Origin of the sequence: Aeromonas sp. R4-3 (assembly GCF_040908275.1) — a bacterium.
Classification (GTDB): domain Bacteria; phylum Pseudomonadota; class Gammaproteobacteria; order Enterobacterales; family Aeromonadaceae; genus Aeromonas; species Aeromonas rivipollensis.
In genome coordinates, this window is record NZ_JBFODK010000047.1 from 25,643 (window position 1) to 50,915 (window position 25,273).

A 25,273-nucleotide genomic window follows, 5' to 3' on the forward strand; every position below is an offset into this window, starting at 1 on the left:
AGTAAGCAAAGCGCGACTGCCAGAGGGCCGCCGCGCTTTTTCTTTGCAGTTATGGGGGGGAGGGAAGAGACAAGCCGTCACCCCGGGGTGACGGCTTTGTGTTGCTGGCTGAACCTCAGCGCTTGCGCAGCAGTCGCAGGGCGTTGGCGGTGACCAGGGCGGTGGCGCCGGTATCGGCCAGCACGGCTATCCACAGACCCGTGATGCCGAGCAGGCTGGTGATCAGGAAGATGGCCTTGAGCCCCAGCGCCAGGGCTATGTTCTGGTGGATGTTGGCGAGCGCGGCGCGGGACAACCGGATCATGGCGGCCAGGCCGCCGAGCTGGTTGTGGGTCAGGGCCGCATCGGCGGTCTCCAGCGCCACGTCTGTGCCACCCCCCATGGCGATGCCGATGCTGGCCCGCTTCATGGCGGGGGCGTCGTTGATGCCATCCCCTATCATGGCTACCTTGCGCGTCTTGGCGAGCCTGGCTATCTCCTCCACCTTGCCCTCCGGCAACAGGCTGGCCCGCCACTCCATGCCGAGCTCACCGGCAATGGCCTCGGCGGCGCGCGGGTTGTCCCCGGTCAGCATGATGCTCTGCAGCCCCAGGCCCTTGAGCTCTTGCAGTGCCGCAGCCGCTTCCGGCCGGATCTGGTCCCGCAGCGCCAGCAGGGCACTGGGGGCCTCTCCCATCCGGCAGAGTAAAATCACCGTCTTGCCCTGGCGTTCCAGGGCGGCGATCTGCCCCTTGAGCGCCTCGCCCAGAGCGGGAACCCGGCTCGGGGCCAGCAGTTGCCAGAGGGCGCCGTCGATGCGCCCCTCTACCCCCATGCCGGGGAGGGCGCGCAGATCCCGGGCGTTGGCCAGGGCCAGCTCCTGCTCGCTCGCGGCAGCCACCACGGCGCGGGCCAGGGGATGGTGGGAGCCCTGCTCGATGGCGGCGGCCAGGGCCAGCAGTTTTGCCTCCGGTCGGCCATCCAGGCTTGTCAGCTCGGTCAGCTGCGGCTTGCCCAGGGTCAGGGTGCCTGTCTTGTCAAAGGCGACAGTGTCGACCTGGGCCAGTCGCTCCAGGGCCGCACCGCCCTTGATCAGGGCCCCTTGGCGGGTTGCCGCCGCCAGCGCCGAGGTAACCGCCGCCGGGGTGGAGATCACCAGGGCGCAGGGGCAGCCGATGAGCAGCAGCGCCAGGGCGCGGTAGATCCACTCATCCCAGCCCTGGCCGAAGGCGAGCGGCGGTACCAGCATCACCAGCAGGGCGACCAGCATCATGGCCGGGGTGTACCAGCGGCTGAAGCGGTCGATGAAGCGCTCTATGGGGGCGCGCTGGCTCTCGGCCTCCTCGATGAGGTGCAGGATGCGGTCGATGGCGTTGTTGCCGGGCTCGGAGACCACCTCGAGGCGCAGCACTCTATCCGCCGCCAGACTGCCGGCGGGCACCTTGTCACCCTGGCGGCGCTCCACCGGGATGGACTCGCCGGTCAGGGCGCTCTCGTCAAAGGCCCCAAGGGCATCGATAAGGCGGGCGTCGGCCGGCAGACGGGCGCCGGGGGCGATTTCGATGATGTCGCCCGGGCGCAGCTCGTCGGCCGCCACCTCTTCCCGTCTTTCACCTTCTGCGGTGGTACGAATGCGCAGCGCCTGGTCGGGCACCAGGGCCATCAGGGCGGTGACCCCGGCGCGGGCACGACCGGCGGCGTAGGCCTCCAGGTGTTCCCCCAGCATGAAGAGCAGCAGCACCATGGCCGCCTCGGCGGTCTCGCCGAGGAAGAGGGCGCCGAGCGCTGCCACCGTCATCAGGGTCTCGATGGCGAAGGGGGAGCCGCTTCTGGTCAGGGCCCAGGCCTTGCGGGCGACGGGCCAGAGCCCCCAGAGTGTCGCCAGGGTAAAGAGCGGCTGGCCGAACTGGGCCGGCAGCAGGGCCGCCACCAACATCAGGGCGGCCAGGGAGAGGGGTTGCCCATATTTGCCGAACAAGTTGCTCAGTGTCGTCAGCCAGGGGCTGCGATGCTTGTCATCGGCGGCCTTGGCACTGGCCTCGCCCTTGAGCCGGAAGCCAGCGGCAAGCACGGCGGCGGTGACGGGGTCGGGGGAGAGGCCGGGGGCGAGATCCACCACCAGCTTCTCGGTGGCAAACAGCACGCGGGCCTGCTGCACGCCAGCCACCCGACCGACGGCGGTCTCTATCTTGCGGGCGCAGCTGGGGCAATCCATCCCCAGCACCTGCCAGCTGTGGCGGCGACTGTTCTGGGTCGGCGAAGCCAGGGGCTCGGGGCTGTCGGCGACCGACTGATGATCATGACCAGCATGGTCGCTATGGTCATGAGCCGGCTGCGAGTCACAGCAACCCTGACTCTGGCAACTTCCTCTGGGGGGCTCTTCATCCCCCGGTGATTCGTTTACCCCCTGCTCCTGATGGGCATGGGAGGCCGTACCGGCGCAGCAGCTGACCGGGGCCGCATTGTCGCAGCAGTGGCTGTCGTGCCCGTGTTCGTGTTGATGGGGGGCGGCCTTGCCGATGGCCTTGATGGGGGCGGCATGGGAATGGCTGCAGCAGGATTTGCTCATGATGAGTCCCTCTTGAGTGGATCCCGCCCCTGCGGGATCCCTAATGTCTGAGCCCAGTGTAAACCTTGGTGTTAAGTCCAAGGTCAAGCCCCTCTTTGCACCATCTCAGCGGGACGGGCGAGACAGGGCGGCAACAAATCCCTCTTGTTAGCGGGTGTTTGTCCCCTGCCGCTGGGCCTATACTGGGAACCCTGGATCCCCCATCGATAATCAAGGACCTAACATGAGCAATACCGTCACCCTGCAAGGCAACCCCGTCTCCGTCTCCGGCCATTTCCCCGTTGCCGGTGAGCAGGCCAAGCCCTTCTCCCTGGTTGCTGGCGATCTGTCCGATGCGACCCTGGCGACCTTCGCCGGAAAGCGCAAGATCCTGAACATCTTCCCGAGCGTCGATACCCCGACCTGCGCCACCTCTGTGCGCAAGTTCAACGAGCAGGCCAGCGCCCTGAACAACACAGTGGTGCTGTGCATCTCCGCCGATCTGCCGTTCGCCCAGGCTCGTTTCTGCGGCGCCGAGGGTCTGGACAAGGTAGTGAACCTCTCCACCCTGCGTGGCGTCTCCTTCCTGCAGGACTACGGCGTGGCCTTCTCCTCCGGTCCCCTGGTGGGCCTGGCTGCCCGTGCCATCGTGGTGCTGGATGAAAACGACAAGGTGCTGCACAGCGAGCTGGTGGCCGAAGTGGCCGACGAGCCGAACTACGCCGCCGCCCTGGCCGCCCTGTAAGTTTCGTCTTGCCCTGATTGCCGACGGCCTGCTGATGCAGGCCGTTTTTATTGCGGGCGCCGTGGCCCTCAGGGTTGAGGTGAACAGACTCGCTGGCCCATATACCCCCACTTCTTCTCACCGACCTTTTACTTATGGGGTCAGGCTGGCTAGACTTCGCCTCCCACTTCTTCCTGCCGCGTAGCCCCATGACCTTTAACGAACTCCACCTCGATCCCGCCCTGCTGGCCGCCTTGCCTGCCGAATTGCACACCCCGACCCGCATCCAGCAGCTTGCCATTCCGGCGGCGCTGAAGGGCCAGGATCTGCTGGCGCTGGCCCAGACCGGCAGCGGCAAGACACTGGCGTTCGGCCTGCCACTGCTGCAGGGGCTGGACGCGACCTCCGATCGGGTACAGGGGCTGGTGCTGGTGCCGACCCGGGAGCTGGCGACCCAGGTGAGCGCCGCGCTGCAGGGCGGTGCCGAGGCGTTGGGGCTGCGTCTCCTGACCCTGTGCGGCGGCGTGGCCCAGGAGCAGCAACAGAGCGAGCTGGCCCTGGGGCCCCAACTGCTGGTGGCGACCCCGGGGCGGCTGCGGGACTTACTGGCCCAGCGGCTGCTGGGACTGAGCCACCTGCGCACCCTTGTGCTGGATGAGGCGGATCGCCTGCTGGAGATGGGCTTCTGGCCCGATATCCAGTGGCTGATGAACGCCATGCCGACGGAGCGGCAGAACCTGCTGTTCTCCGCCACCCTGCCAACCGAGCTCGAGACCCTGGCCACCGGCCTGCTGACGAACCCGGTGCGCATCGAGGCAACTCCCCTCAACAGCCTGGTGAGCGAGATTGAGGAGCGGCTCCATCTGGTCAACAAGAGCAGCAAGGTGCCGGCGCTCATCAGCTTGCTCAAGGCGCAGGATTGGCCTCAGGTGCTGGTGTTCATCAGCGCCAGGGACGATGCCGACGCCGTGGCCAGAAAGCTCGCCAAGGCGGGCATAGCGGTGGCGGCCCTGCACGGGGAGAAGGATCAGGTGGTGCGGGAGCAGGCGCTTGCCGATTTCAAGGCGGGCAGGGTGCGGGTGCTGGTGGCCACGGATCTGATGGCGCGCGGCATCCACGTGGAGGCGCTGCCTGTGGTGATCAACCTGGACCTGCCCGCCAATGCCCCTGTCTATGTGCATCGCATCGGCCGCACCGCCCGCGCCGGACAGAAAGGCCTCGCCCTCTCCCTGGTCTGCCATGGGGAGGCCGAGACCCTCGCGGCCATCCGCACCCTGACCGGTCGTGAGCTGCCGCTGGCCGAGCTTGAAGGCTTCCCGGTCACCGACCAGCCTGCGAGCGGGGAAGGCAAGCGAGCCCCCAGGGACAAGCAGGCGAACCGCCGCACCCAGGCCAAGCGCAGCGTCAAGCAGTTCAAGGGCAAGGCCTGACGAACTGACCTCTTCCATGAGCCGATAGCGATCCCGGCTCATGAGTGTCACTCAGCGCTGGTCCTGCTCCTGGCCGAAGAAGTCCCGTCGCCACTGGCCGAGCACCGCCGCCCTGTGCTGCTGCCAGCGTGCGGCGCCCATGGTGTCCCGGCTTGCCGCCAACTGCTGCTCCAGCTCGGCCAACTGCTGCTGATAGCGGGCACCTTGCTCCGCTGGCAGCCAGAGCGCCATGCTGACCTCGGCCCGGGGGAAGTGGCGGCTCAGGCTTCCCTGCAGCGCCTCTTCCCACCCTTGCCATACCCCGCCGGGAGAGGGCTCCTGCCAGGTCAGATGGAGCAGCAACAGCATACTTAGCAGGGCGGCATAACCGAGAGGCTTGGGCATCATGAGATCCTTGTCGAGGCTCGCCGGGAGCTGGGGAACGGGATCCATTCACCCAGATTTTCGTGACAAGGAGATGAAGGGGTCAGCGGCGTGTCGGGAGGGGAAAGGGCAGCGCGTCCAGAGACGCGCCAGGCTACACGGGGGGCAAGCTCAGTCGTGGAACTGATTGATCAGGCGGGAGAGGTTTTGCAGCCGCTCCACCAGCAGGGTGATGCCATCGAGGGCCTGCCTGCTGTTGTCTGCGGTGTGGCTGGCCAGCTGATGGATCTGGTGAATGCCCTGGTCCAGGGTGCTGGTCACATCCGCCTGCTGGCTGACGGCCTGGGCTATCTCGTCACTGGTGTGGGTCACCTGGGCCAGCATCTGGTTGATCTGGTCGAGCACCTCGGCGGTGGCGCCCATGTGCTGCTGGCAGAGGACAGAGGTCTGGGCCCCCTGGGTCATGCCGTCGGAGAGCTGCCGGGTACTCTGCTGCAGCGCCCCTATCATGTCGCTGATCTCGCCGGTGGAGCTGCGGGTCTTCTGGGCCAGCGCCCGGATCTCGTCTGCCACCACCGCAAAGCCGCGCCCCTGCTCGCCGGCCCGTGCCGCCTCTATGGCCGCGTTGAGGGAGAGCAGGTTGGTCTGATCCGCAATCTGCCCGATCACCTCCAGGATCCCGCTGATCTTCTGGCTGTCCTGGGTCAGGCGCGCCAACACCCCCTGACTGGCATCCAGCTCCTGGTGTAGCTGGTTGACCGAGGCACGGGTGGTCGCCAGCGCCTGCTGGCCGCTGGCTGACACCTGCTGCACCTCGCTCACCAGGGCGTTGGCCTGATGGGCGTTGTCGGCCACGTCGCGGATCGACTGGCTCATCTGGGTGATGGCGGCGGCCAGCTGCTCGCTCTGGGCCCGCTGCTGCTGCAGGTGGGTGTCTATGGTCTGGATATGTCCCCTGTCATCTTCCGCCGCCTGCAGTATCTGCTGGTTGGTGTCGGCACTGCGCCCCACCACGGCCCTGAGCTCCGCCTTCTTCATGCGCAGCAAGAGTTCGATGGCCGCCAGGCTGTCCCGCCGTCTGGCATAGAGCACCTGACAGAGGGGCGTGCCCAGCTCCTCCCCCGCCATGGCCAGCAGCCGGGCCAGCCGCTGTTGCAGGTGCCAGCCATGCCCCATCTGGGCCAGCAGGCAGAGCAGGGTGAGCCCGCCCCAGGCAACCTGGCCCGTGATCAGGCTGGCCCCCATGCCGACCAGGGCGGTGCCCGAGAGCAGCAGGCTGAGTTGTCCCGGCTCCAGGGTGAAGCGACTCTGCCAGGGCAGTGCCTTGCCCTCCCGGATCCGGGCATAGAGCCGCTCCGCCCAGGCGATGTCGTGATCCTGGGGGCGGGTGCGCACCGACTGGTACTCGATGATCTGTTGACGTTCGTTGAGGATGGGGGTGACGTAGGCATTGACCCAGTAGAACTGGCCGCTCTTGGCGCGGTTCTTCACCAGCCCCATCCAGCTCTTGCCTTGCTGCAGCCGCTGCCACATGTCGGCGAAGGCGGCCCTTGGCATGTCGGGGTGGCGTACCAGGTTGTGGGGAACCCCTTCCATCTCGGTGGCGCTGTAGCCGGCCACGTCGCAGAAGTGCTGGTTGGCATAGGTGATGTGGCTGCTGGGGTCCGTGGTCGAAATCAATGATATGTGATCGGGGAAACGGATCTCCCCTTCTTGCCGGGTGGTGGTCATGTGCGCATCCTGAATGAGCCAAGTAACTGATAAATTTGTTTTTATTGTGTGTTGTTGTTACGGCTTCATTGTAGGGGCGACCCAAGTGGCCATCTTGGCTTGGGTCAATAAATCAACACTATGACGACTGAAAAAAGTAGTAGATGAAGGGCGACTTCAGGGCGGGCTCAACTGCGGGGGGTGAAGTCGTGGATCTCCCCCGTCCGGGGCTTGAAGCGGGGATCCTGACTCTGATCGCGGGAGACCCAGGCCATGGCCTGGCAGAAGCTCTCCTGCTTGGCGAACTCGTCACGGGCCTGATCGATGGCCCGCTCGGCGTTGCGCCGCTCCATCTTGCTGGCCTTGCGATCGCTGAACTGCTTCTGCTGGCTCAGCATCCATTCGAGGAAGGCCTGGCGGCATTGGCTTTCATCGGCGGCCTTGGCCGGGAGGGCAAACAACAGGGCAAGCAGGAGCAGACAACGCATAGGGAGATCTATCTAACGGACTGATGGACGAAGAGAGGCGGCATTTTATGCCGGGAACTTGAATGGGTACAGTGCGAAGAGGGGGCCAGCCGGGCTGGCCCCCGAGGGATCAGTGTTTGACCAGGTAGAGCTGGCGGCTGTAGGCCACGTCTTCCGGGTTGTTGATAGGATAGCCCTTGAGCCAGGGCTTGATCAGACGGGCGTTGGTGTACTGGTAGATGGGGGCGATGGGCGCCTCCTCCTGCAATATGGTCTCGGCCTCGTCGAACAGGCGTGCCCGCTCGGCGGGATCCTGGCTGCTGGCCGCCCGGGTCAGCAGGGCGTCGTAGCCGGGGTTGGCGAAGCGGGCCATGTTGCCGCTGTGGTGGGATCCCCACAGACCGAGGAAGGCGGAAGGGTCGTTGTAATCGGCGACCCAGGAGGAGCGGATCACCTCGAACTGGCCGCTCTGGCGGCTGTCGAGGTAGGTTTTCCACTCCTGATTGGTGAGCTCGACCCGGGCCCCCAGCTTCTGCTTCCACAGGTTGGCGATGGCCAGCGCCATCTTCTTGTGAATTTCAGCCGTGTTGTAGAGCAGGGTGAGCTTGAGGGGCTTGTCCGGGCCATAGCCCGCCTCTGTCAGCAGCGCCCTGGCCTTCTCGTCCAGTGCCTGCTGGCTGCTGGTGGAGAGCAGGTTGGGCTTGGGGACGAACCCGGCGGTCACGTCCGGGGTGAAGTGGTAGGCGGGTTTTTCACCCGTGCCCAGCACCTTGTCGGCGATGAGCGCCCGATCGATGGTGTAGGAGAGCGCCTGACGCACCCGCACGTCGTTCAGGGGAGCCCGCTGGGTGTTGAAGGCATAGTAATAGGTGCCGAGCTGCTCCGGGGTATAAACCTCCCCCGGGATCTGCTTCATCAGCTTGTGGTACTGCTCCTTGGGGAAGGATTCGGTGATGTGCAGATCCCCCGCCAGATAGCGGTTGGTGGCGGCACTCTCCTGATTGATGGGGACGAAGGTGACCCGGGTCAGCACCGTATGGGCGCGATCCCAGTAATAGGGATTCGGGGTCAGCTCCAGCTTCTCGTTCACCACCCTGTGGCTCAGGACGAAGGCACCGTTGCCGACCAGCTTGCCCGGCTGGGTCCACTGGTTGCCATATTGCTCCATGCTGGCCCTGTGCAGGGGGGAGAGGCTGGGGTGGGTCAGCAGGCTCAGGAAGTAGGGCACCGGCTGGGAGAGCGTCACCTGCAGGGTGTGGTCATCCAGGGCTTGCACCCCGAGCGCCTCGGGAGGCAGCTTGCCCTCGACTATCTCGTCCACCTTGTCGAAGTGGGCCAGCTGGGCAAACCAGGCGAAGGTGGCCGCCTCTTCGGGATCCACCAGCTTGCGCCAGCCATAGACGAAGTCGCTGGCGCGTACCGGATCCCCGTTGGACCAGCGGGCATCCGGCCGCAGATGGAATGTGAATTTCTGGTTCCCCTCGTTATCCCAGCGAGATGCCACACCGGGCAGCACCTTGCCGTCCGCCCCCTGGGTCAAGAGCCCCTCATAGAGATCTCTGAGTACTTGCAACTCGGGCAGGCCGACCAGTTTGAGGGGGCTCAGGCTGGCCGGTTCGTCCTTGAGATGACGCACGACGGCCTGTTCGGCGGCGAGTTGGGTTCCGGCCGGCACATCGGCGGCCTGGACACAGACACAGCCCAGCAGGGCCAGCAGGGGGCTCCATCCTCTCATGGCGAATCCTTCAAATTGTGTGAAGCGAGGAGAAAACTCGGCGAGAATTCATCGCCGGCAGACGGGGAATCATGATATCCCCTTTGCTGGTCAGACCGCCAGCGTGAGTCCCATGATATCCGGGGCTGCAACCCTATGTACGCCCGCCCGAGCGCGGGCAAGAGGAGCAAACGATGAGAGTATGGATGTTATTGGCCTGTGTGCTGAGCCAGGGTGCCTGGGCACTGGCCCCTTGCGAGAAGACCAGCCAGGTGGGGAGCTGGTGCGAGGTGAGCATAGATCAACTGCATCCGACTCAGGGCGGGGTGGGGCAGTTGCAGGTCGACACCACAGTGGCTGAACTGGCGGACAAGAGCGAGAAGCAACTCGACAAGCTGATGAAAAAGAAAGAGATACCCGTGGTCATCGCCCCCGATGGCGGCTACTGGCTGGTGGACAGGCACCACCTGACCAAGGCGCTGTGGCAGCTGGGGGTGAAGGAGGCGAGGGTCAAGGTGATCGCCCGCTTGCAGGACGGGGCCAGTTTCTGGAGCCAGATGCAGAACAACCACTGGGCCTGGCTCAAGGATGAGCGGGGCCAGCCGCTCACCCCGGAACAGCTGCCCGGCCACATCAGGGATCTGCCGGATTATCCCTACCGCACTCTGGCGGGCCTGCTGCAGGATGCGGGCTACTTCAGCAAGCAGGATCAGGTCTACTTCGTCGAGTTCGCCTGGGCCAGCTGGCTCGGCCAGCAGATGGCCTGGCAGCCGGTCAATGCCGCCAATCTGGCGGAGCGCCTCGCCGAGGCCAAGCGCCTGGCCTGCAACAGCAAGGCCAGTGCCCTGCCCGGCTATCCCGGCAAGCAGTGTCGCCTCAACCCGCCACGCAGTGGCAGCTGACGCGGGAGAAAAAAGGGGCGCCCAGGCGCCCCCTCGTCACAATCCCTGGCAGGCCCCTTGCCAGCGGGCGGCGGCCTGTTCCAGCAGGGCCACCTCTCCTTGCTGGATCAGCGGCAGCAGGGCCTGCACCTTGTCATCCGGCCAATCCCACCAGGCGAGCGCCTGCAGCCGGGCAATATCATCGTCGCCAAAGCGCATCCGCACCACCCTGGCCGGGGTACCCGCCACCATGGCATAGGGCGGCACATCCTGATTGACCAGGGCCCGGGCGGCTATGATGGCGCCATCCCCTATGGTGACGCCCGGCATTATCATGGCTTCCATGCCGATCCAGACGTCATTGCCGATGCGGGTATCGCCCGCGGGTCTGTAGCTGCGCTTGAGCGCCGCCACCTCGGCGAACGGATAGGTGCTGATAAAGGCCGGGTTGTGGGTGTGGTTGCCCCCCATGATGATCTTCACCCCGGCGGCTATTTGCACGTAGTCGCCGAGATGGAGCCTGTCTATGTGCCAGAGCGGCTCCCAGCCGGTGTCGGCTGAGCGGCTCCAGCTGTCGCCGTGCAGGTAGCGCACGGCTTCCTCTTCGAAAGGGCCGTCCCAGGCCCCCGAGTAGTAGCTGTGTCGCCCCTTGAGGCAGATGTTGGGATTGGTCACCGTCAGGTGCAGGTATTCGACCTGCGACCAATGTTGGCAGATGGTCATGGCTATGTTCCTCGTTGAATGGATAGGTATTGGATGCGCGGTTCGGCGCAGCTAATAGATCCAGACCAGCAGGCGGGGCACGCACAGGGTGGAGCAGCCCAGCGCCTGGGATGAACGGGGTCGTTGCATGAGGAAGGGCTCCCGACAGAAGAGGCCAGATGGTAAGGGATGGGGAGGGCGATGCCAAGGAGCAGGGGGGGAGGAGTTGGTCAAAACCTGCACAAAGGGTCTGGTTGATATTTATTCTCGATTAGCCATGATACAGGCTCCACTCGTATCGGCAGGAGAGAGGACAATGACGAATCAGAACTGGCAGCGTTACATGCTGGAGGCGGAGAATGCCCTTGGCATGGGGGCACTGGGCACGGCCATCTGCCTCTATCAGCAGGCCCTGGGGGAGGTGTATGAGCTGGCGTCCGGGGATCTGGACGAACTGGCCAGCATGCGGGTCGCCACCTGTCACCGCATGGCCGACTTCTGGCGCGCCATGGAAGAGCCCGCCTATGAGCTGCGCTACCTCAAGCTCGCCTCCGAGCTGGTCACCGCCCTGGTGCCCCAGTGCCCGAATCGGGAGTGCGAGTCTCTCATCAGCGAGCTGGGCTGCTGCCGCGCCGCCCTGCTCTCCTTCTTGAAGCGCCACCCCAACCCCGAGATCGCCAGGTTGATCCAGGTGCAGGACAAGGTGCAGGGCTGCGAGTTGATAGGCCGCTTCCGCCTCAACTAGCGGTTGTGCGCCCGAGCCGCCGTGCGATGCGGTTCTGGGCTTCCTCCCCTTGCAGGGCGAGGGAGAAGGCGCGGGCCTCCAGATCGATGACGAAATGCACCGCCTGCCTGAGCTCCTGCTTGAGCAGCGCCTTGCTCTTTAGCAGGGCCTTGGGCGCTTTGGCCGCGAGCTTCACCCCCTGGGCCCGGGCGAAGGGGAGCAGCTCCTCCACCGCCAGCACCCGGTTGGCCAGCCCGAGCCGTAGCGCCTCCCCGGCGTCTATGGCCTCCGCCAGCAACAGCAGCTCAGCTGCCTTCAGGTGGCCCACGGCGCGGGGCAGCAAGAGGCTTGAGGCAAACTCCGGCACCAGCCCCAGCTCGACGAAGGGCAGTTGCAGCCGGGCGTTCTCTCCCAGATAGACCAGATCGCAGTGCAGCAGCAGTGTGGTGCCTATGCCCACCGCCGGGCCGCCCACGGCGGCGATCACCGGCTTGGTGAAGTCGGCCAGGGTGTGGAGGAACTGCAAGATGGGGTCATCCGCTTCCAGACTGCTCTTGCCCATGAAGTCCGCGAGATCATTGCCTGCGGTGAAGCACTCCTGCTGCCCTTGCAGCAACACCACATGCACGCTCTCGTCCAGGGCGGCCTGCTGAAAGGCCAGGGTGAGGGCCAGGTACATCTCGGTGTTGAGGGCATTGCGCTTGTCCGGCCGGTTGAGGGTCAGGAGGAGCAAGCCATCCTGCTGCTCGGCCAGAATTGTGAGGGCCATGTCTGAATCCTTGTGTTCGGGGGCTGCCAAAAGCTTGCCACAGGGGTAAGCTTTGCTTCGTTTAACAACATCATAAAAGGATTTCAACCATGTTTAAACGTGCGTTTTATTCCAGCCTGGCCCTGCTCCTGGCTGCTCCCGCACTGGCCAAGGTCGAGGCCGTCGACGGTTATGTGCGCCTGCTCCCCCCGGGGTCGCCCAACACGGCGGCCTTCATGGTGCTCAAGAATGACGCGGACAAACCTGTGACCCTGACTGCGGCAGCCTCCTCTGACGCGGGCCGTGCCGAGCTGCACACCCATCTGCACGAGAACGGCGTCATGAAGATGCGCCAGGTGGAGAGCATCGAAATCCCGGCCAGGGGGGAAGCCGTCCTCAAACCCGGCAGCCTCCACATCATGCTGTTCGAGGTGGGGGCTCTCTCAGAGGACAAACCCTTCCCCCTGACCCTGACCCTGGACGATGGTCAAACCCTGAGCCTGAGCCTGCCGGTGAAGCCGGTCGAGCCGATGAAGGGCATGCAGCACTGACATTAATGGACGCTTGTTCAGCTTTTTACTCTAGGTATTCCTTGCTCACCGGGTAAAATGATGGTCTTTCCAGTCCATAATGGAGCTATGTAATGAAGAAGACCCTGATTGCCGGCACCCTGATTGCCCTGTTCAGCCATGCAGCCATGGCCGCCGATGACTGGCGTTTCGCGGCGGGTGCCGATATGTGGAACTCCCAGGGGGGCGGCCAGGTCAGCGGCGTCGGTGCCGATGGCAGCTACGACGACAACTACAACTGGAGCGGCTACCTGCAACTGGAACACGGCATCTTCCTGCTGCCGAACGCCAAGTTCGAGATGTCCGATTTCAGCACCAGCGGCGGCTCCTTCAGCAACGATCTGCTGGCCTATGATCTGAGCCTCTACTACCGCCTGATGAACAACGACCTGTTCCAGCTCGATCTGGGTCTGACCGGTCGTCGCTACGATGGCGACTTCAACACCCAGCACTACTCCTACGACAAGGACGTGCTGATGGCCTACACCGGTGGTGAAGTGCGCATCCCGGGTACCGGCTTTGCCGCCTTTGGTGATCTGCGGGTGCAGGATGCCGACAACTATGACTACCGCCTGGGTGGTTCCTACAAGTTCTCCACAGTGCCGCTCAAGATCCGTGCCGGCTGGCGTGAAGCCGAGATGGACTTCGATCGCGTCGACCAGACCATCGACGGCTGGTTCATCGGTGGCGAATTCACCTTCTAATCTGACGAAGGGTGGCGATGCGCCACTCGGGCGTGTTTGACGGGCAAGGGTGAGGAGGAGAGATAATGGGCCATATCATAGTGACTGGCGCGGGCTCCGGCCTTGGGCGCGCTCTGACAATCGGACTGGTTGAGCGCGGTCATAGAGTCTCCATGATGGGGCGCCGTTATCACAAGTTGCAGGAGCAGGAGCAGCGGCTCGGCAGCGCCGTGGTCGGCATCGCCGCCGATCTGGCCCACCACGAAGAGGTGGAGATGGCCTTCGGGGCCGCCGTGGCCTGGGGCGGCTTGCCTTCCCTTGTGATCCACTGTGCCGGCGTCGGGGAATTCGGCCCTGTCGGTGTCTACACCGCCGAGCAGGTGCGCCGGGTGGTGGAGAGCAATCTCGTCTCTACCATACTGGTGGCCCAGCAGACGGTGCGCCTCATCGGCGAACAAGGCGGGGTGCTGGCCAATGTGCTGTCCTCCGCTGCCCAGACCGGCAAGGCCAACGAGAGCCTCTACTGCGCCTCCAAATGGGGGATGCGCGGCTTTCTGGAGTCCCTGCGGGCCGAGCTCAAGGGCTCGCCCCTGCGGCTGGTGAACCTCTACCCGAGCGGGATCCGCAGCGAATTCTGGGACAACTCGGACCATGTGGACCCGAGCAGCTTCATGACACCGGAAGACGCGGCGGCCTACATGCTGGATGCACTGGAGGCGAGAAGCAGCTGCCACGTGACCGATCTCTTTATCGGTCGCAACGCCTGAGGCAGTGTCCTGCCATCCGGCTCCCGTCGTTCACGAAAGCAGAAACAAAAAGCGCGCCATCAGGCGCGCTTTTTTATGGTGGCAAGGGAGTGGAATTAACGGCCCAGCTTGGCCTTGAGCATGGCGATAATCTCTTTGATCACTACTGCCTGCTTCTCGCCGGTGCGGCGGCATTTGTACCCCACCACGCCGTTGTCCAGGCTGCGATCGCCGATGCTCTGGGGCATCGCCAGCGGGATATGGGTAATATGTCGTGCAATGGGATGTGGGAATGATTGATATATTTTAAGGCCGGCATTGTAATGTATTAATTAAGGTTGGCATTATCAAGGTGTAAAAATAAACGTTTAGAGTGAAATGACAAAAGCACCTGTTTTTATAATGCGTTATCGCAACTTACCACTCCAACATTTAATGTTTCATCCAGCCCCATACGGAATCATATTTAAATTCTGGTGGGGTTAATCGTACCTGAGTGAATCATTTTTTAGTCGCATATCCCTGCAGGAAAGACTGAACTGCATGCTTTGATTTTTTACCAAGGGTTAGCAGCAATTCAAAATCAGGGTTGAAAATGCCATGCCGGCACTCTAATTCCTTTAACAGAGCGAGCCACAGATGCGCCGTCACTTCAGCATCGGCCAAGGCGCGGTGAAATACCCCGTCATTGGGTAAATTCTGGTATTGCACCAAGGTAGCCAATTTATGGTTCGGCGCCTCGGGGAATAACCGTCTCGACAGCAGCAAGGAGCAGGCGAACTGCCCAGGATAGTGCGCCGACAGTCCTCTATTTCAGCATCCAGAAAGCGCTTGTCGAAGGAGGCATTATGGGCAACCAGATTATCATCACCGATAAACTCGACGAAGTCCGCCATCACCTCGCCGCAAGGTGGCGCCTGTTTCAGCATGGCATTGCTGATCCCGGTATATTGCTCAATAAAGCTGCTTACGTTAAAGCCAGGATTCATCAACGCCGAAAAACGTTCACTGATGTGGCCGTTTTCAATCCGGACGGCGCCAATTTCGATCGCTCTATCACCTTGTCCTGGTGAGAGCCCGGTAGTCTCGAAATCGAGCACGACGACGGTATTGGCTAAGGCAGTGGACATAATCTCTCGGGCAATCTGGATAAAGAACGTCAGTCTAGAAAATCTGCTACTTCATGTACAGCGCAATATCGAGATGCTGCTGGACCCTTGCTTTTGTGATGAACAGCAGAGACAGGCAACATATAAAAAGCCCCGAGTGCAATTCACACCCGGGGCCTTTTTATCGAAAACGAAAAGCAGAATTAGCAGGCGCTATTAGCGACCCAGCTTGGCCTTGAGCATGGCGATGATGTCGCCAATGGCCACTTCCTGCTTCTCGCCGGTGCGGCGGCACTTGTACTCCACCACGCCGTTGTCCAGACCCCGGTCGCCGATGACGATGGCGTGCGGGATACCGATCAGCTCCATGTCGGCGAACATCACGCCCGGACGCTCTTTACGGTCGTCGAACAAGACGTCCACACCGGCGGCTTTCAGCTCGGCGTAGAACTGCTGTGCCTGCTCGGCGACGCGCTCGGACTTGTGCATGTTCATCGGCACTATGGCCACTTCGAACGGGGCTATGGCTTCCGGCCAGATGATGCCGTACTGGTCGTTGTTCTGCTCGATGGCGGCCGCCACCAGACGGGACACACCTATGCCGTAGCAACCCATCTCCATGGTGACGGACTTGCCGCCCTCGTTCAGCACGCTGGCCTTCATGGCTTCGGAGTACTTGGTACCCAGCTGGAAGATGTGGCCCACTTCGATACCGCGCTTGAGCAGCAGCTTGCCCTGGCCGCAGGGGCTGGGGTCGCCTTCCACCACGTTGCGCAGGTCGGCCACTTCATAAGTGGCGATGTCGCGATCCCAGTTGGCACCGGTCAGGTGGAAGCCGGTCTCGTTGGCACCGCAGACAAAATCGGCAAGATGGGCGGCGCTGCGATCGGCAATGATGCGACCGGCAAAGCCGACCGGGCCTATGGAACCTGCATCGCAACCGGCGGCAGCCTTGATCTGCTCGTCATTGGCGAAGGTCAGCGGGTTAGCCACGCCAGGGAGCTTCTCGGCCTTGATCTCGTTCAGCTCGTGGTCGCCACGCAGTACCAGGGCGATGACAGCCTGCTTGCCGTGCTCATCCGCTTCCGCCAGTACCAGCAGGGTCTTGGCGATGGCGGTCGGGGCCACGGCCAGGAAGGCGGCCACTTCGTCTATGGTGTGCACCGCCGGGGTGGCAACCTTGGTCAGAGCTTTGGTTGCGGCAGCGCGCTCGCCAACGGGTGCCAGGGCTTCGGCCATCTCGATGTTGGCGGCGTAATCTGATGTATCGGAGAAGGCGATCAAGTCTTCACCGCTCTCGGCCAGCACCTGGAATTCGTGGGAGCCAGTACCGCCGATGGAGCCGGTATCGGCCTGCACCGGACGGAAGTTCAGACCCATGCGGGTGAAGGCGGCGCAGTAGGCGGCGTGCATCTTCTCGTAGGTCTCGATCAGCGAGGCCTTGTCGATGTGGAAGGAGTAGGCATCCTTCATCAGGAACTCGCGACCGCGCATCACGCCGAAACGGGGACGCACCTCGTCACGGAACTTGGTCTGGATCTGGTAGAGGTTGAGCGGCAGCTGCTTGTAGCTGTTCACTTCGTAACGGACCAGGGCGGTGATCACCTCTTCGTGGGTCGGGCCCAGCACGAAGGGGCGGTTGTGGCGGTCGGTCAGGCGGCACAGCTCGGGACCGTAGTCATCCCAGCGGCCGGACTCCTGCCACAGCTCGGCGGGTTGCACCACCGGCATGGAGACTTCGATGGCACCAGCATTGTTCATCTCTTCGCGAACAATGTTCTCGATCTTTTTCAGTACCCGCAGACCGGTTGGCAGCCAGGCGTACATGCCGGAGGCCAGTTTACGGATCATCCCGGCGCGCAGCATCAGCTGGTGGCTGATGACTTCAGCGTCGGAGGGGGTTTCCTTGAGAGTGGAAAGCAGATATTGGCTGGTACGCATCGCGGTAGACCTTAGCTAGAACGGGCGCGGGGCCCTGGAAAATTTCAAGTGCGGAATTTTAACAGGCCGGGCGTTGCTGCCCAAGGGCTAAATTTGCACAGCGGGAGAAAGCGGGGGCGGGCCCCCGCCTGCGCTAGACCCGAAACTGTGACAGCAGTCGCTGCTGCTGCAAGCTGGCCTGATGGAGGGAGGAGGCGAGCTGCAGGCACTCCTGCGCCTCCTGCTCACCGGTCTGGGCCTGCAGGCTGATGTCCGAGACCTTGTCGGTGGTGTGGCTCAGGGTGTGGGAGAGCTGGCTGGTGGCATCCGCTACCTGTTGCACCATGTCCGCCAACTGGTCGATGGCCTCCTCTACCTTGAACAGGATCTGCCTGGTGTTGTCGGAATCCGCCATGCCTGATTCCACGGTTTTCAGGTTGCGTTGCATCATCAGATAGGCCTGTTCGGTCTGCTGCTGGATGCTGCTGATCACCTCGGTTATCTCGGCGCTGGAGGCGGCGGTGCGGTTGGCCAGGGTGCGCACCTCGTCGGCCACCACGGCAAAACCGCGACCCATCTCACCAGCCCGGGCGGCTTCGATGGCGGCGTTGAGGGCCAGCAGGTTGGTTTGCTCCGAGATGTTGCTGATGGTGGAGATGATCTGGCCAATCTGGCCAGCCTGCTCCTTGAGGGCATTGATGGCGGTGGCGCACTCGCCCACTTCCACCACCACGCGCTGCATGCCGTTGCTGGCGGAGGTCACGTACTGACTGCTTTCTGCGGTGAGCTGGCGGACCTCGTTGGCATTGTGCGCGGCCAGGCCGCAGTTGTCAGAGATAGAGGTGGCGACCCGCACCATCTGCTCGCTGTCATGGTGTAGCGCCTGGGCATGCTTGGCGGTTTGACGGCTGCTCTGGCTGATGGCCTCGACTCGGTTGACCGAGGTGTGCACGTGCTGGTTGATGTGCTGGTTGTTGTCCATGGTGGCACTGATCATCTGCTGCAGTTTCTCGATGAAGCGATCCACGCTGCCGGCCAGCGAGCCCAGCTCGTCGTTTCGCTTGAGGTTGATGCGGGCATTGAGATCCCCATCGCCCGCGGCTATGTCCTGCATGCGCCGGTCAACTTGCAACAGGGGGCGGACTATGGTGCGCACCAGCCAGATGCCGCAGAGGGCGACAATCAGCAGGCTCAACACCAGGGCGCCCAGGATCAGGTTCCTGGTATGGCCGATGATGGTATTGAGTTGATTTACCTGATCCTCGACAGTGGCATCCCCCTTGGCCTCGACCTCGACCAGCGCCTGCTTGAGCTGTTCGGCACTGCTGTCGTAACGAGCCAGCTGGCTCTGGTAATCGGTCAGGGCGGAGATCCATTCACGGTTAAGGCGGGTGTTGTCGGCCAGCAGGGCGCGATACTGGGTGGCGAGGGATTGGCCGGCGAACTCCCCTTCACCGGGCACATCGAACAGGCCGGTCGCCAGCATGCCGTCGACCGCCTCCTGGTAGAAGCGGGTGGCCTCGGCCAGTTCGGCCTGGATGGCGGGGGTGGGGCCTTCACTCTGCATCTTCTCCAGGGCATAGAGCTGACGCAGGAAACCTATGTTGGCCTCCATACCGCCGTCGGCCGCCTGCCAGCGGGTGGCGAGGCCGCCATTCCAGCTGATGGCCTCATCCGGTGACCGGGTGAGGCTCTCCACCGCGCCATCACCGATCACTTCCAGCTGGGTCGAGAGGCGTGACATGCGCTCCGAGCTGGCGCGCAGCGCCCGATCAACACCGGTAAAGGTGCGGTAGAGCGTCAGCAGTTTTTCCTGCTGTTGCTGATAGGCCTGCTCATGCAAGTTCAGGGTGCCGAGCGCAGTCGCATCGATGAGCTTGCCTTGCTCCACCCGTCGCAAGGCGTCGGTGGCTGCCTGTCTGGCCCGTTGCAGCTCGGGCTCGTCAAGGGGCATGCCTCTGAGCATTTTCTGGATATAGAGCGACTGATTGCCCAGCTCGATGGATCCCTCCATGGCGCCATCGGCCGTTTGCCAGGCGGCACCCAGCACATAGGAGAGCAAATCGGCCAGCCGCTGGCTGCCATACCAGCCGATCACCCCCATGCCCAGTGTGCAGCCGAGCAAGATAGTGAGCCCAAGATTCGATGTCGTGACAATTTTCATGATGCAGGACCTTCCCTGGTTCCGAACAAGCCCACTGAGTGTTCGCTCAATGGCCAAGATGCGCCATTCCCGGTGGGAAATAAAGTGACTGCCCATATCTGCGCAGAGAGTATCAGGGTAGACAGCCTCCCTTGCTGTCCTCCATGGCCCTATGCTGGATACTTATCCAGTTATTCTTTATGCTATGACCCAATTTGCAAGAGTCTGCGTGGCGAGGAAGAGAACATGATCGGTCGCTTGAGAGGCGTCATCATCGAGAAACAACCCCCTGAGGTGCTGATCGAAGTGGGGGGCCTGGGTTATGAAGTGCACATGCCCATGAGCTGCTTCTATGATCTGCCCGAGCTCGGGAAGGAAGCTGTCATTCACACCCACTTCGTGGTGCGCGAAGATGCCCAGCTGCTCTATGGCTTCAACCACAAGCAGGAGCGGGCGCTGTTTCGCGAGCTGATCAAGACCAACGGGGTCGGCCCCAAACTGGCGCTGGCCATCCTCTCCGGCATGACGGCCACCCAGTTCGTGATGAGCGTCGAGCGCGAGGAGATAAGCTCCCTGGTCAAGCTGCCCGGCGTGGGCAAGAAGACCGCCGAGCGGCTGGTAGTGGAGATGAAGGACCGCCTCAAGGGTTGGGTCAGCCACGATCTCTTCTCCCCTGCCGCCATCAGCTTGCCCGCCCAGGAGAGCCAGCTGCGCGCCCCCGATGCCAGTGAAGAGGCTGCCAGCGCCCTGGTGGCGCTCGGTTACAAGCCGCAGCAGGCGAGCCAGATCGTGGCCAAGGTGGCCAGCGAGGGCATGTCGGTGGAAGCCATCATCCGTGAATCCCTGCGCAGCCTGGTGTGAGGATGACAATGAAGCAAGCGGACCATCCCGGGTCACTCTACTGTGACCACGGGGATGCAGAGCGTGAGGTAGTGCATGATTGAAGCGGATCGTCTCATCTCGGCCGGTGCCGCCCGCGAGGACGAGGTCATCGACAGGGCCATCCGGCCCAAGAAGCTGGCGGATTACACCGGGCAGGATCATGTCTGCGACCAGATGGAGATCTTCATCGAGGCCGCCCGCCAGCGCGGGGAGGCCCTCGATCATCTGCTGATCTTCGGCCCGCCCGGGCTCGGCAAGACCACGCTGGCCAACATAGTGGCCAACGAGATGGGGGTCAACATCAAGACCACCTCGGGCCCCGTGCTGGAGAAGGCGGGGGATCTCGCCGCGCTGCTCACCAACCTCGAACCGAACGATGTGCTCTTCATCGATGAAATCCACCGCCTCAGCCCTGTGGTGGAGGAGGTGCTCTATCCGGCCATGGAGGATTACCAGCTCGACATCATGATAGGAGAGGGGCCTGCCGCCCGCTCCATCAAGCTCGATCTGCCTCCCTTCACCCTGATCGGGGCCACCACCCGGGCCGGCTCCCTGACCAGCCCCTTGCGTGACCGTTTCGGGATCGTCCAACGTCTCGAGTTCTACAACGTCAAGGATCTCACCGACATCGTCTCCCGCAGCGCCCGCTGCCTCGGGCTCGACATGTCGGGAGACGGTGCGCTGGAGGTGGCTCGCCGCTCCCGGGGGACCCCGCGGATTGCTAACCGTCTGTTAAGACGGGTGCGGGATTTCGCCCAGGTGAAATCCGATGGCCGCATTGATGGACCCATAGCGGCCCGTGCCATGGACATGCTGGATGTGGACAACGAGGGGTTCGACTTCATGGACCGCAAGCTATTGTTAGCCGTCATCGACAAGTTTATGGGGGGGCCCGTGGGTCTCGACAACCTGGCCGCCGCCATAGGGGAAGAGAAGGACACCATAGAGGACGTGCTGGAGCCTTATCTGATCCAGCAAGGCTATCTGCAACGTACACCCAGAGGGCGGATCGCGACACCGAGAGCTTATGCGCACTTTGGCCTGCAACGGCCAGATGAGCAGTAAAAGCAGCCTTTTGAACGACAAACCGCCTCCAAGGGCGGTTTTTTATTGTCCGGGCAAAAAAAAGCCCACGGCGGATGCGGTGGGCAAAGACAATTCAGGATGGATGTTCACAGACAGTGAGTGCGTCTGCAGACCGGTCGGGAAAACACAAAGGAGCCGTCGCGAGGCCTCAGAGTCGGTTCATTTGATAGAGTTGAACGAACGAAAGCTTGTAGTAACGGATGGTCTTGGCAACAAACTTTTTCATCATTAATCCCAACAAACAGGTTCGAAATGTTCATCGAATACGTACCGGGAACCCGGAATGACCGGCCTGTATCCAGAGGTGTGCCCTCACTGCGAGGCGCATTGTAGGAGCTCTTGCCGGGCCGGACAAACAAGAAAATCTATGTGTTTCGGATTAGATAAATTAATGATTTTGCGAGGCGGGCCAATCCGCATAAACATGTGTTTTTGCTGGTTTTAAATTGATTTCATGATGGCCTGCATCATTCTTGAAATACCGGATTGATAAGGGTGAGCCTGCTCACCTTGTCTATTTGATTAACAGAATTGAAACTATTTTGACGAGAGTTAAAATTGATTTAAATCAAGTATTTACGGTTTAATGTTTTTTGTGAGCAAGCTCCCAAAATTAATGGGAAACGGCTTGTAAGTTACCTTGAAAAGGCATGTATTGATGATGGGTTTACATTGATTTCAATCAAATAAAGATGATATAAAACAGCCATCATTATAGGCGAGAATAGAACTGCAGTTAATGTTTACCAGATGTTAAACATTAGCTTTTTTTGTTCCTCTATATTGCCTTGTTGTTAATGTGGTGGCAGTCGAATCCGGTCAGTCCGCGAGGGGTGATCGACCATTCGGGGACTTCCAATGGAAGCTTTGTCCTTAAAACTTAAAATAGCCGTGCCAATAATCGGTGAGGAAACATCATGATTGCTGAGCATGTGGTAGACCTATCGCGGTTCCAATTCGCTGCGACGGCCCTTTATCACTTCCTGTTTGTACCCCTGACGCTGGGAATGGCCTTCATTCTGGCGATCATGGAGTCTGTCTATGTGATGACCAACAACACAGTGTACCGGGACATGACCAAGTTCTGGGGCAAGTTGTTTGGTATCAACTTCGCCCTTGGGGTTACCACCGGGCTCACCATGGAGTTTCAGTTCGGTACCAACTGGGCTTACTACTCCCACTATGTCGGCGATATCTTCGGGGCCCCGCTGGCCATCGAAGGCTTGATGGCCTTCTTCCTGGAGTCCACCTTCGTCGGCATGTTCTTCTTCGGTTGGGATCGCCTCACCAAGCGCCAGCATCTGGCGGCAACCTGGCTGATGGCTCTTGGGACCAACCTCTCCGCCCTCTGGATCCTGGTCGCCAACGGCTGGATGCAGAACCCGGTCGGTGCCGAATTCAACTTCGAATCCATGCGGATGGAGATGGTGAGTTTCGCCGATCTGGTGTTCAACCCGGTTGCTCAGGTCAAGTTCGTCCACACAGTGGCGGCGGGCTACACCACGGGCGCCATGTTCGTGCTGGGCATCTCCTCCTACTACCTGCTGAAGAATCGTGATGTGGCCTTCGCCCGTCGCTCCTTCGCCATCGCGGCCGCGTTCGGCATGGCCTCCATCCTCTCCGTGCTGGTGCTGGGTGACGAGTCAGGCTACGAGACGGGGGAAGTGCAGAAGGTGAAACTGGCGGCCATCGAGGCCGAGTGGAACACAGAGCCGGCTCCCGCATCCTTCACCCTGTTCGGCATTCCGAACCAGGAAGAGATGCGCACCGACTACGCCATCAAGATCCCTTATGCCCTCGGCATCATAGCGACCCGTTCCCTGGACGGTCAGGTGACCGGTCTCAAGGATCTGAAGAGCGAGCATGAAGTGCGCGTGCGCAGCGGCATGACAGCCTACGATCTGCTGACCAAGCTGCAATCCGGCGACAAGTCAGAAGAGACCCGCGCTCGCTTCGACGAAGTGAAGCAGGATCTGGGCTACGGTCTGCTGCTCAAGCGTTACACCGCCAACGTGACCGACGCGACTGACGATCAGATCAAGGCCGCCGTGGATGACTCCATCCCGCAGGTACTGCCGCTGTTCTTCGCCTTCCGCATCATGGTTGCCTGCGGCATGTTGATGCTGGTGCTGATCGGTCTGGCCTTCTATGACAGCACTCGCCACAAGATCGGTGAGCGCAAGTGGTTGCTCAAGGCGCTGCTGTACGGCATCCCGCTGCCCTGGATCGCCATCGAGGCGGGCTGGTTTGTCGCCGAGTACGGTCGCCAACCCTGGACCATAGCCGAGATGCTGCCGACCTCAGTCTCCGCATCCAATATCCCTGCGTCCGAGATCTGGTTCTCCCTGATCGGGATCTGCCTGTTCTACACCGTACTGCTGATCATCGAGATGTACCTGATGTTCAAGTATGCGCGTCTGGGCCCAAGCAGCCTGAAGACGGGCAAGTACCACTTCGAACAGAGCAAGGCATAAGGAGAGTAACCCATGTTTGATTACGAAATGTTGCGTCTGGTCTGGTGGGTCTTGGTCGGCGTGCTGCTGATCGGCTTCGCCATCACCGACGGTTTCGATATGGGGGTCGGTGCCCTGCTCCCCTTCGTCGGCAAGAAGGATGTGGAGCGTCGAGTGATGCTCAACACCATGGGGCCGCACTGGGAAGGCAACCAGGTCTGGCTGGTCACCGCGGGCGGTGCCCTGTTCGCAGCCTGGCCCATGGTCTATGCGGCGGCCTTCTCCGGCTTCTACATCGCCATGATCCTGACCCTGATGGCGCTCTTCTTCCGTCCGGTCGGCTTCAAGTACCGCTCCCTGCAGGAAGGCGCCCAGTGGCGCACCAGCTGGGACTGGGCGCTGTTCGCCGGTAGTGCCATTCCCCCCGTCATCTTCGGGGTGGCCTTCGGCAACCTGCTGCAAGGGGTACCGTTCAGCTTCAACCAGTTCCTGATGCTGACCTACCACGGCAACTTCTTCGGCCTGCTCAACCCGTTCGGCCTGCTGGCCGGTCTGGTGAGCCTGTTCATGATAGTGACCCAGGGCGCTGCCTGGCTGATGATGAAGACCGAAGGTGAAGTGCTGGCCCGCTCCCGTACCGCCGCCATGATCTTCTCCCTGCTGACCCTGGTGCTGTTTGCCCTGGCCGGTGTCTGGGTGAGCGGCATGGATGGCTATGTGATCGTGGGCGCCGTCGCCACCGACGCCGTCACCAACCCGCTTCACAAGGAAGTGGTGGTGCAGGCCGGTGCCTGGATGCAGAACTACAACCTCTACCCCTGGATGATTGCCGCCCCCGTGCTGGGTCTGGTGATGAGCCTGCTGACCGCGCTTGCGGCCAAGCTGGGCAAGGGCTGGATGGCGTTCCTGTTCTCCTCCCTGGCCATTGCCGGCATCATACTGACCGCGGGCTTCTCCATGTTCCCGTTCGTGATGCCCTCCAGCCTGGAGCCGTCCCAGAGCCTGACCATGTGGGATGCCACCGCCTCCTTCAACACCCTCAAGGTGATGACGGTAGTCGCAGTCGTCTTCGTACCGACAGTGCTGGCTTACACCATCTGGACCTACATCAAGATGTTTGGCCGGGTGAGTAACAAGCACATCGAAGACAACCAACAATCGCTCTACTAAGAAGGTGCCCTGATATGTGGTATTTCACCTGGATCCTGGGGCTGTTGCTGGCCTGTGCGTTTGGGATCATCAATGCGCTCTGGCTGGAGCACACCGAGAACCTGGATCGTCAGATCGATGAAGACAAGTGACAGGCTCGCCCGGCTGGCCGCTCCCCTGGAGCGCCAGCCATGGCAAGGTCTGATGTTGCTGGCGGCGGCCCTGCTGGGCGTCGCCATCTTGCAGGCACCGAATCTGGTGGCCGCCAACACCAGTGACCACGGTCTCTGGCTGGCCCCCTGGCTGATGTGGGCGGTCTGCTGCGGCGTCATGCACGGACTGGGGTTCCACCCCCGCAGCCTGGTTGGCCGCCTGCTGTTTTTCCCCTGGCTCGCCTTGCCAAGCCTGTTGTACGGGCTCTGGCTGACCAGCGGGTATTACCTGCCATAAACACTGAGGGAGGCCAGACATTTTCTGCCTCCCTCTGCTTTTGTACCCCGCAGTGCGGCCGTGGTTTTGCCCCCGGCGGATCGGCCGTTATTG

Annotated in this window: 25 protein-coding genes; 13 read left to right on the forward strand and 12 right to left on the reverse strand. The window is 62.0% G+C overall.

Annotation, left to right across the window (positions count from 1 at the left end; translation table 11 throughout):
• Window positions 1–115: 115 nt before the first annotated feature.
• Window positions 116–2,548, reverse strand: a complete 2,433-nt coding sequence (locus AB5Y91_RS14315) for a zinc/cadmium/mercury/lead-transporting ATPase (RefSeq protein ID WP_368170106.1) — start codon at window positions 2,546–2,548, stop codon at window positions 116–118.
• 223 nt (window positions 2,549–2,771) lie between these two features.
• Between AB5Y91_RS14315 and tpx the strand changes: the two genes are divergently transcribed.
• Together tpx and AB5Y91_RS14325 are read left to right on the forward strand one after the other, a co-directional pair.
• Window positions 2,772–3,272, forward strand: coding sequence for a thiol peroxidase (gene tpx, locus AB5Y91_RS14320; protein WP_042044238.1), 501 nt, complete (start codon window positions 2,772–2,774; stop codon window positions 3,270–3,272).
• A gap of 188 nt (window positions 3,273–3,460) precedes the next feature.
• Entirely contained in the window at window positions 3,461–4,681 is a 1,221-nt protein-coding gene (locus tag AB5Y91_RS14325; protein WP_368170107.1) for a DEAD/DEAH box helicase, read from the forward strand.
• Between the two features lie 51 nt (window positions 4,682–4,732).
• Here AB5Y91_RS14325 and AB5Y91_RS14330 read toward each other — a convergent pair whose 3' ends face one another.
• The 4 genes from AB5Y91_RS14330 to AB5Y91_RS14345 all read right to left on the reverse strand — a co-directional run bounded on the left by AB5Y91_RS14330 (window position 4,733) and on the right by AB5Y91_RS14345 (window position 8,956).
• Complete coding sequence (locus tag AB5Y91_RS14330) at window positions 4,733–5,065, reverse strand: hypothetical protein (RefSeq protein ID WP_368170118.1); 333 nt, start codon at window positions 5,063–5,065, stop codon at window positions 4,733–4,735.
• A gap of 150 nt (window positions 5,066–5,215) precedes the next feature.
• Window positions 5,216–6,775: a methyl-accepting chemotaxis protein gene (locus AB5Y91_RS14335; RefSeq protein ID WP_368170108.1), complete on the reverse strand. Its 1,560-nt coding sequence runs from the start codon at window positions 6,773–6,775 to the stop codon at window positions 5,216–5,218.
• Between the two features lie 167 nt (window positions 6,776–6,942).
• The gene (locus AB5Y91_RS14340; RefSeq protein WP_025325786.1) at window positions 6,943–7,242 is read right to left on the reverse strand and encodes a hypothetical protein; all 300 of its coding nucleotides are present in this window, start codon (window positions 7,240–7,242) and stop codon (window positions 6,943–6,945) included.
• Window positions 7,243–7,351: 109 nt separating this feature from the next.
• Complete coding sequence (locus AB5Y91_RS14345; RefSeq protein ID WP_368170109.1) at window positions 7,352–8,956, reverse strand: ABC transporter substrate-binding protein; 1,605 nt, start codon at window positions 8,954–8,956, stop codon at window positions 7,352–7,354.
• Window positions 8,957–9,129: 173 nt separating this feature from the next.
• Here AB5Y91_RS14345 and AB5Y91_RS14350 point away from each other — a divergent pair, with 173 nt between their 5' ends.
• Complete coding sequence (locus AB5Y91_RS14350; RefSeq protein WP_368170110.1) at window positions 9,130–9,837, forward strand: ParB-like protein; 708 nt, start codon at window positions 9,130–9,132, stop codon at window positions 9,835–9,837.
• Window positions 9,838–9,873: 36 nt separating this feature from the next.
• Here AB5Y91_RS14350 and AB5Y91_RS14355 read toward each other — a convergent pair whose 3' ends face one another.
• A complete protein-coding gene (locus tag AB5Y91_RS14355) occupies window positions 9,874–10,539 on the reverse strand; it encodes a CatB-related O-acetyltransferase (protein ID WP_163138179.1) in 666 nt (221 codons plus the stop codon).
• 295 nt (window positions 10,540–10,834) lie between these two features.
• Here AB5Y91_RS14355 and AB5Y91_RS14360 point away from each other — a divergent pair, with 295 nt between their 5' ends.
• Window positions 10,835–11,263 carry a DUF2753 family protein gene (locus AB5Y91_RS14360; protein WP_106884927.1) on the forward strand — a complete coding sequence of 143 codons (429 nt, stop codon included), beginning with the start codon at window positions 10,835–10,837 and terminating at the stop codon, window positions 11,261–11,263.
• Here the strand turns inward: AB5Y91_RS14360 and AB5Y91_RS14365 are convergent.
• The gene (locus tag AB5Y91_RS14365) at window positions 11,256–12,011 is read right to left on the reverse strand and encodes an enoyl-CoA hydratase-related protein (protein ID WP_368170111.1); all 756 of its coding nucleotides are present in this window, start codon (window positions 12,009–12,011) and stop codon (window positions 11,256–11,258) included. The two genes, AB5Y91_RS14360 and AB5Y91_RS14365, sit on opposite strands and share 8 nt — an antisense overlap.
• A gap of 89 nt (window positions 12,012–12,100) precedes the next feature.
• On the opposite strand from AB5Y91_RS14365, the gene AB5Y91_RS14370 reads away from it, so the two are divergent.
• From AB5Y91_RS14370 to AB5Y91_RS14380, 3 genes are all read left to right on the forward strand, one after another.
• A complete protein-coding gene (locus AB5Y91_RS14370; protein ID WP_368170112.1) occupies window positions 12,101–12,541 on the forward strand; it encodes a copper chaperone PCu(A)C in 441 nt (146 codons plus the stop codon).
• Between the two features lie 92 nt (window positions 12,542–12,633).
• Window positions 12,634–13,263, forward strand: a complete 630-nt coding sequence (locus AB5Y91_RS14375) for a TIGR04219 family outer membrane beta-barrel protein (RefSeq protein ID WP_106884924.1) — start codon at window positions 12,634–12,636, stop codon at window positions 13,261–13,263.
• A gap of 65 nt (window positions 13,264–13,328) precedes the next feature.
• Window positions 13,329–14,009: an SDR family oxidoreductase gene (locus tag AB5Y91_RS14380; protein ID WP_106884923.1), complete on the forward strand. Its 681-nt coding sequence runs from the start codon at window positions 13,329–13,331 to the stop codon at window positions 14,007–14,009.
• A gap of 95 nt (window positions 14,010–14,104) precedes the next feature.
• On the opposite strand, the gene AB5Y91_RS14385 is transcribed toward AB5Y91_RS14380, so the two are convergent.
• The 5 genes from AB5Y91_RS14385 to AB5Y91_RS14405 all read right to left on the reverse strand — a co-directional run bounded on the left by AB5Y91_RS14385 (window position 14,105) and on the right by AB5Y91_RS14405 (window position 19,181).
• On the reverse strand, window positions 14,105–14,236 hold the full coding sequence (locus AB5Y91_RS14385; RefSeq protein WP_289986906.1) for a hypothetical protein: 132 nt from the start codon (window positions 14,234–14,236) through the stop codon (window positions 14,105–14,107).
• 253 nt (window positions 14,237–14,489) lie between these two features.
• Complete coding sequence (locus AB5Y91_RS14390; RefSeq protein ID WP_368170117.1) at window positions 14,490–14,753, reverse strand: exonuclease domain-containing protein; 264 nt, start codon at window positions 14,751–14,753, stop codon at window positions 14,490–14,492.
• Window positions 14,636–15,118, reverse strand: a complete 483-nt coding sequence (locus AB5Y91_RS14395) for a PolC-type DNA polymerase III (protein WP_368170113.1) — start codon at window positions 15,116–15,118, stop codon at window positions 14,636–14,638. The genes AB5Y91_RS14390 and AB5Y91_RS14395 overlap by 118 nt, the downstream gene beginning before the upstream one ends.
• Before the next feature lie 195 nt (window positions 15,119–15,313).
• Window positions 15,314–17,038: a proline--tRNA ligase gene (locus tag AB5Y91_RS14400; protein WP_368170114.1), complete on the reverse strand. Its 1,725-nt coding sequence runs from the start codon at window positions 17,036–17,038 to the stop codon at window positions 15,314–15,316.
• Window positions 17,039–17,171: 133 nt separating this feature from the next.
• A complete protein-coding gene (locus AB5Y91_RS14405; protein ID WP_368170115.1) occupies window positions 17,172–19,181 on the reverse strand; it encodes a methyl-accepting chemotaxis protein in 2,010 nt (669 codons plus the stop codon).
• A gap of 225 nt (window positions 19,182–19,406) precedes the next feature.
• Here AB5Y91_RS14405 and ruvA point away from each other — a divergent pair, with 225 nt between their 5' ends.
• The 6 genes from ruvA to AB5Y91_RS14435 all read left to right on the forward strand — a co-directional run bounded on the left by ruvA (window position 19,407) and on the right by AB5Y91_RS14435 (window position 25,180).
• Complete coding sequence (ruvA, locus tag AB5Y91_RS14410) at window positions 19,407–20,021, forward strand: Holliday junction branch migration protein RuvA (RefSeq protein WP_043128860.1); 615 nt, start codon at window positions 19,407–19,409, stop codon at window positions 20,019–20,021.
• A 75-nt stretch (window positions 20,022–20,096) separates the two neighbouring features.
• Window positions 20,097–21,107, forward strand: a complete 1,011-nt coding sequence (gene ruvB / locus AB5Y91_RS14415; protein WP_025325798.1) for a Holliday junction branch migration DNA helicase RuvB — start codon at window positions 20,097–20,099, stop codon at window positions 21,105–21,107.
• Window positions 21,108–22,045: 938 nt separating this feature from the next.
• Window positions 22,046–23,602, forward strand: coding sequence for a cytochrome ubiquinol oxidase subunit I (gene cydA, locus AB5Y91_RS14420; RefSeq protein WP_171275470.1), 1,557 nt, complete (start codon window positions 22,046–22,048; stop codon window positions 23,600–23,602).
• Between the two features lie 12 nt (window positions 23,603–23,614).
• Window positions 23,615–24,751 carry a cytochrome d ubiquinol oxidase subunit II gene (gene cydB, locus AB5Y91_RS14425; protein ID WP_042650005.1) on the forward strand — a complete coding sequence of 379 codons (1,137 nt, stop codon included), beginning with the start codon at window positions 23,615–23,617 and terminating at the stop codon, window positions 24,749–24,751.
• 14 nt (window positions 24,752–24,765) lie between these two features.
• Entirely contained in the window at window positions 24,766–24,882 is a 117-nt protein-coding gene (gene cydX, locus AB5Y91_RS14430) for a cytochrome bd-I oxidase subunit CydX (RefSeq protein WP_005331536.1), read from the forward strand.
• Window positions 24,869–25,180, forward strand: a complete 312-nt coding sequence (locus tag AB5Y91_RS14435; RefSeq protein ID WP_111913291.1) for a cyd operon YbgE family protein — start codon at window positions 24,869–24,871, stop codon at window positions 25,178–25,180. The genes cydX and AB5Y91_RS14435 overlap by 14 nt, the downstream gene beginning before the upstream one ends.
• The last annotated feature ends 93 nt before the right edge of the window (window positions 25,181–25,273 follow it).

What these genes read in the sequence shown, in the direction of transcription:
- AB5Y91_RS14315 (WP_368170106.1), bottom strand. Translation starts at nt 2,548, where the DNA reads ATGAGCAAATCCTGCTGCAGCCATTCCCATGCCGCCCCCATCAAGGCC.
- tpx (WP_042044238.1), top strand. Translation starts at nt 2,772, where the DNA reads ATGAGCAATACCGTCACCCTGCAAGGCAACCCCGTCTCCGTCTCCGGC.
- AB5Y91_RS14325 (WP_368170107.1), top strand. Translation starts at nt 3,461, where the DNA reads ATGACCTTTAACGAACTCCACCTCGATCCCGCCCTGCTGGCCGCCTTG.
- AB5Y91_RS14330 (WP_368170118.1), bottom strand. Translation starts at nt 5,065, where the DNA reads ATGCCCAAGCCTCTCGGTTATGCCGCCCTGCTAAGTATGCTGTTGCTG.
- AB5Y91_RS14335 (WP_368170108.1), bottom strand. Translation starts at nt 6,775, where the DNA reads ATGACCACCACCCGGCAAGAAGGGGAGATCCGTTTCCCCGATCACATA.
- AB5Y91_RS14340 (WP_025325786.1), bottom strand. Translation starts at nt 7,242, where the DNA reads ATGCGTTGTCTGCTCCTGCTTGCCCTGTTGTTTGCCCTCCCGGCCAAG.
- AB5Y91_RS14345 (WP_368170109.1), bottom strand. Translation starts at nt 8,956, where the DNA reads ATGAGAGGATGGAGCCCCCTGCTGGCCCTGCTGGGCTGTGTCTGTGTC.
- AB5Y91_RS14350 (WP_368170110.1), top strand. Translation starts at nt 9,130, where the DNA reads ATGAGAGTATGGATGTTATTGGCCTGTGTGCTGAGCCAGGGTGCCTGG.
- AB5Y91_RS14355 (WP_163138179.1), bottom strand. Translation starts at nt 10,539, where the DNA reads ATGACCATCTGCCAACATTGGTCGCAGGTCGAATACCTGCACCTGACG.
- AB5Y91_RS14360 (WP_106884927.1), top strand. Translation starts at nt 10,835, where the DNA reads ATGACGAATCAGAACTGGCAGCGTTACATGCTGGAGGCGGAGAATGCC.
- AB5Y91_RS14365 (WP_368170111.1), bottom strand. Translation starts at nt 12,011, where the DNA reads ATGGCCCTCACAATTCTGGCCGAGCAGCAGGATGGCTTGCTCCTCCTG.
- AB5Y91_RS14370 (WP_368170112.1), top strand. Translation starts at nt 12,101, where the DNA reads ATGTTTAAACGTGCGTTTTATTCCAGCCTGGCCCTGCTCCTGGCTGCT.
- AB5Y91_RS14375 (WP_106884924.1), top strand. Translation starts at nt 12,634, where the DNA reads ATGAAGAAGACCCTGATTGCCGGCACCCTGATTGCCCTGTTCAGCCAT.
- AB5Y91_RS14380 (WP_106884923.1), top strand. Translation starts at nt 13,329, where the DNA reads ATGGGCCATATCATAGTGACTGGCGCGGGCTCCGGCCTTGGGCGCGCT.
- AB5Y91_RS14385 (WP_289986906.1), bottom strand. Translation starts at nt 14,236, where the DNA reads ATGCCCCAGAGCATCGGCGATCGCAGCCTGGACAACGGCGTGGTGGGG.
- AB5Y91_RS14395 (WP_368170113.1), bottom strand. Translation starts at nt 15,118, where the DNA reads ATGTCCACTGCCTTAGCCAATACCGTCGTCGTGCTCGATTTCGAGACT.
- AB5Y91_RS14400 (WP_368170114.1), bottom strand. Translation starts at nt 17,038, where the DNA reads ATGCGTACCAGCCAATATCTGCTTTCCACTCTCAAGGAAACCCCCTCC.
- AB5Y91_RS14405 (WP_368170115.1), bottom strand. Translation starts at nt 19,181, where the DNA reads ATGAAAATTGTCACGACATCGAATCTTGGGCTCACTATCTTGCTCGGC.
- ruvA (WP_043128860.1), top strand. Translation starts at nt 19,407, where the DNA reads ATGATCGGTCGCTTGAGAGGCGTCATCATCGAGAAACAACCCCCTGAG.
- ruvB (WP_025325798.1), top strand. Translation starts at nt 20,097, where the DNA reads ATGATTGAAGCGGATCGTCTCATCTCGGCCGGTGCCGCCCGCGAGGAC.
- cydA (WP_171275470.1), top strand. Translation starts at nt 22,046, where the DNA reads ATGATTGCTGAGCATGTGGTAGACCTATCGCGGTTCCAATTCGCTGCG.
- cydB (WP_042650005.1), top strand. Translation starts at nt 23,615, where the DNA reads ATGTTTGATTACGAAATGTTGCGTCTGGTCTGGTGGGTCTTGGTCGGC.
- cydX (WP_005331536.1), top strand. Translation starts at nt 24,766, where the DNA reads ATGTGGTATTTCACCTGGATCCTGGGGCTGTTGCTGGCCTGTGCGTTT.
- AB5Y91_RS14435 (WP_111913291.1), top strand. Translation starts at nt 24,869, where the DNA reads ATGAAGACAAGTGACAGGCTCGCCCGGCTGGCCGCTCCCCTGGAGCGC.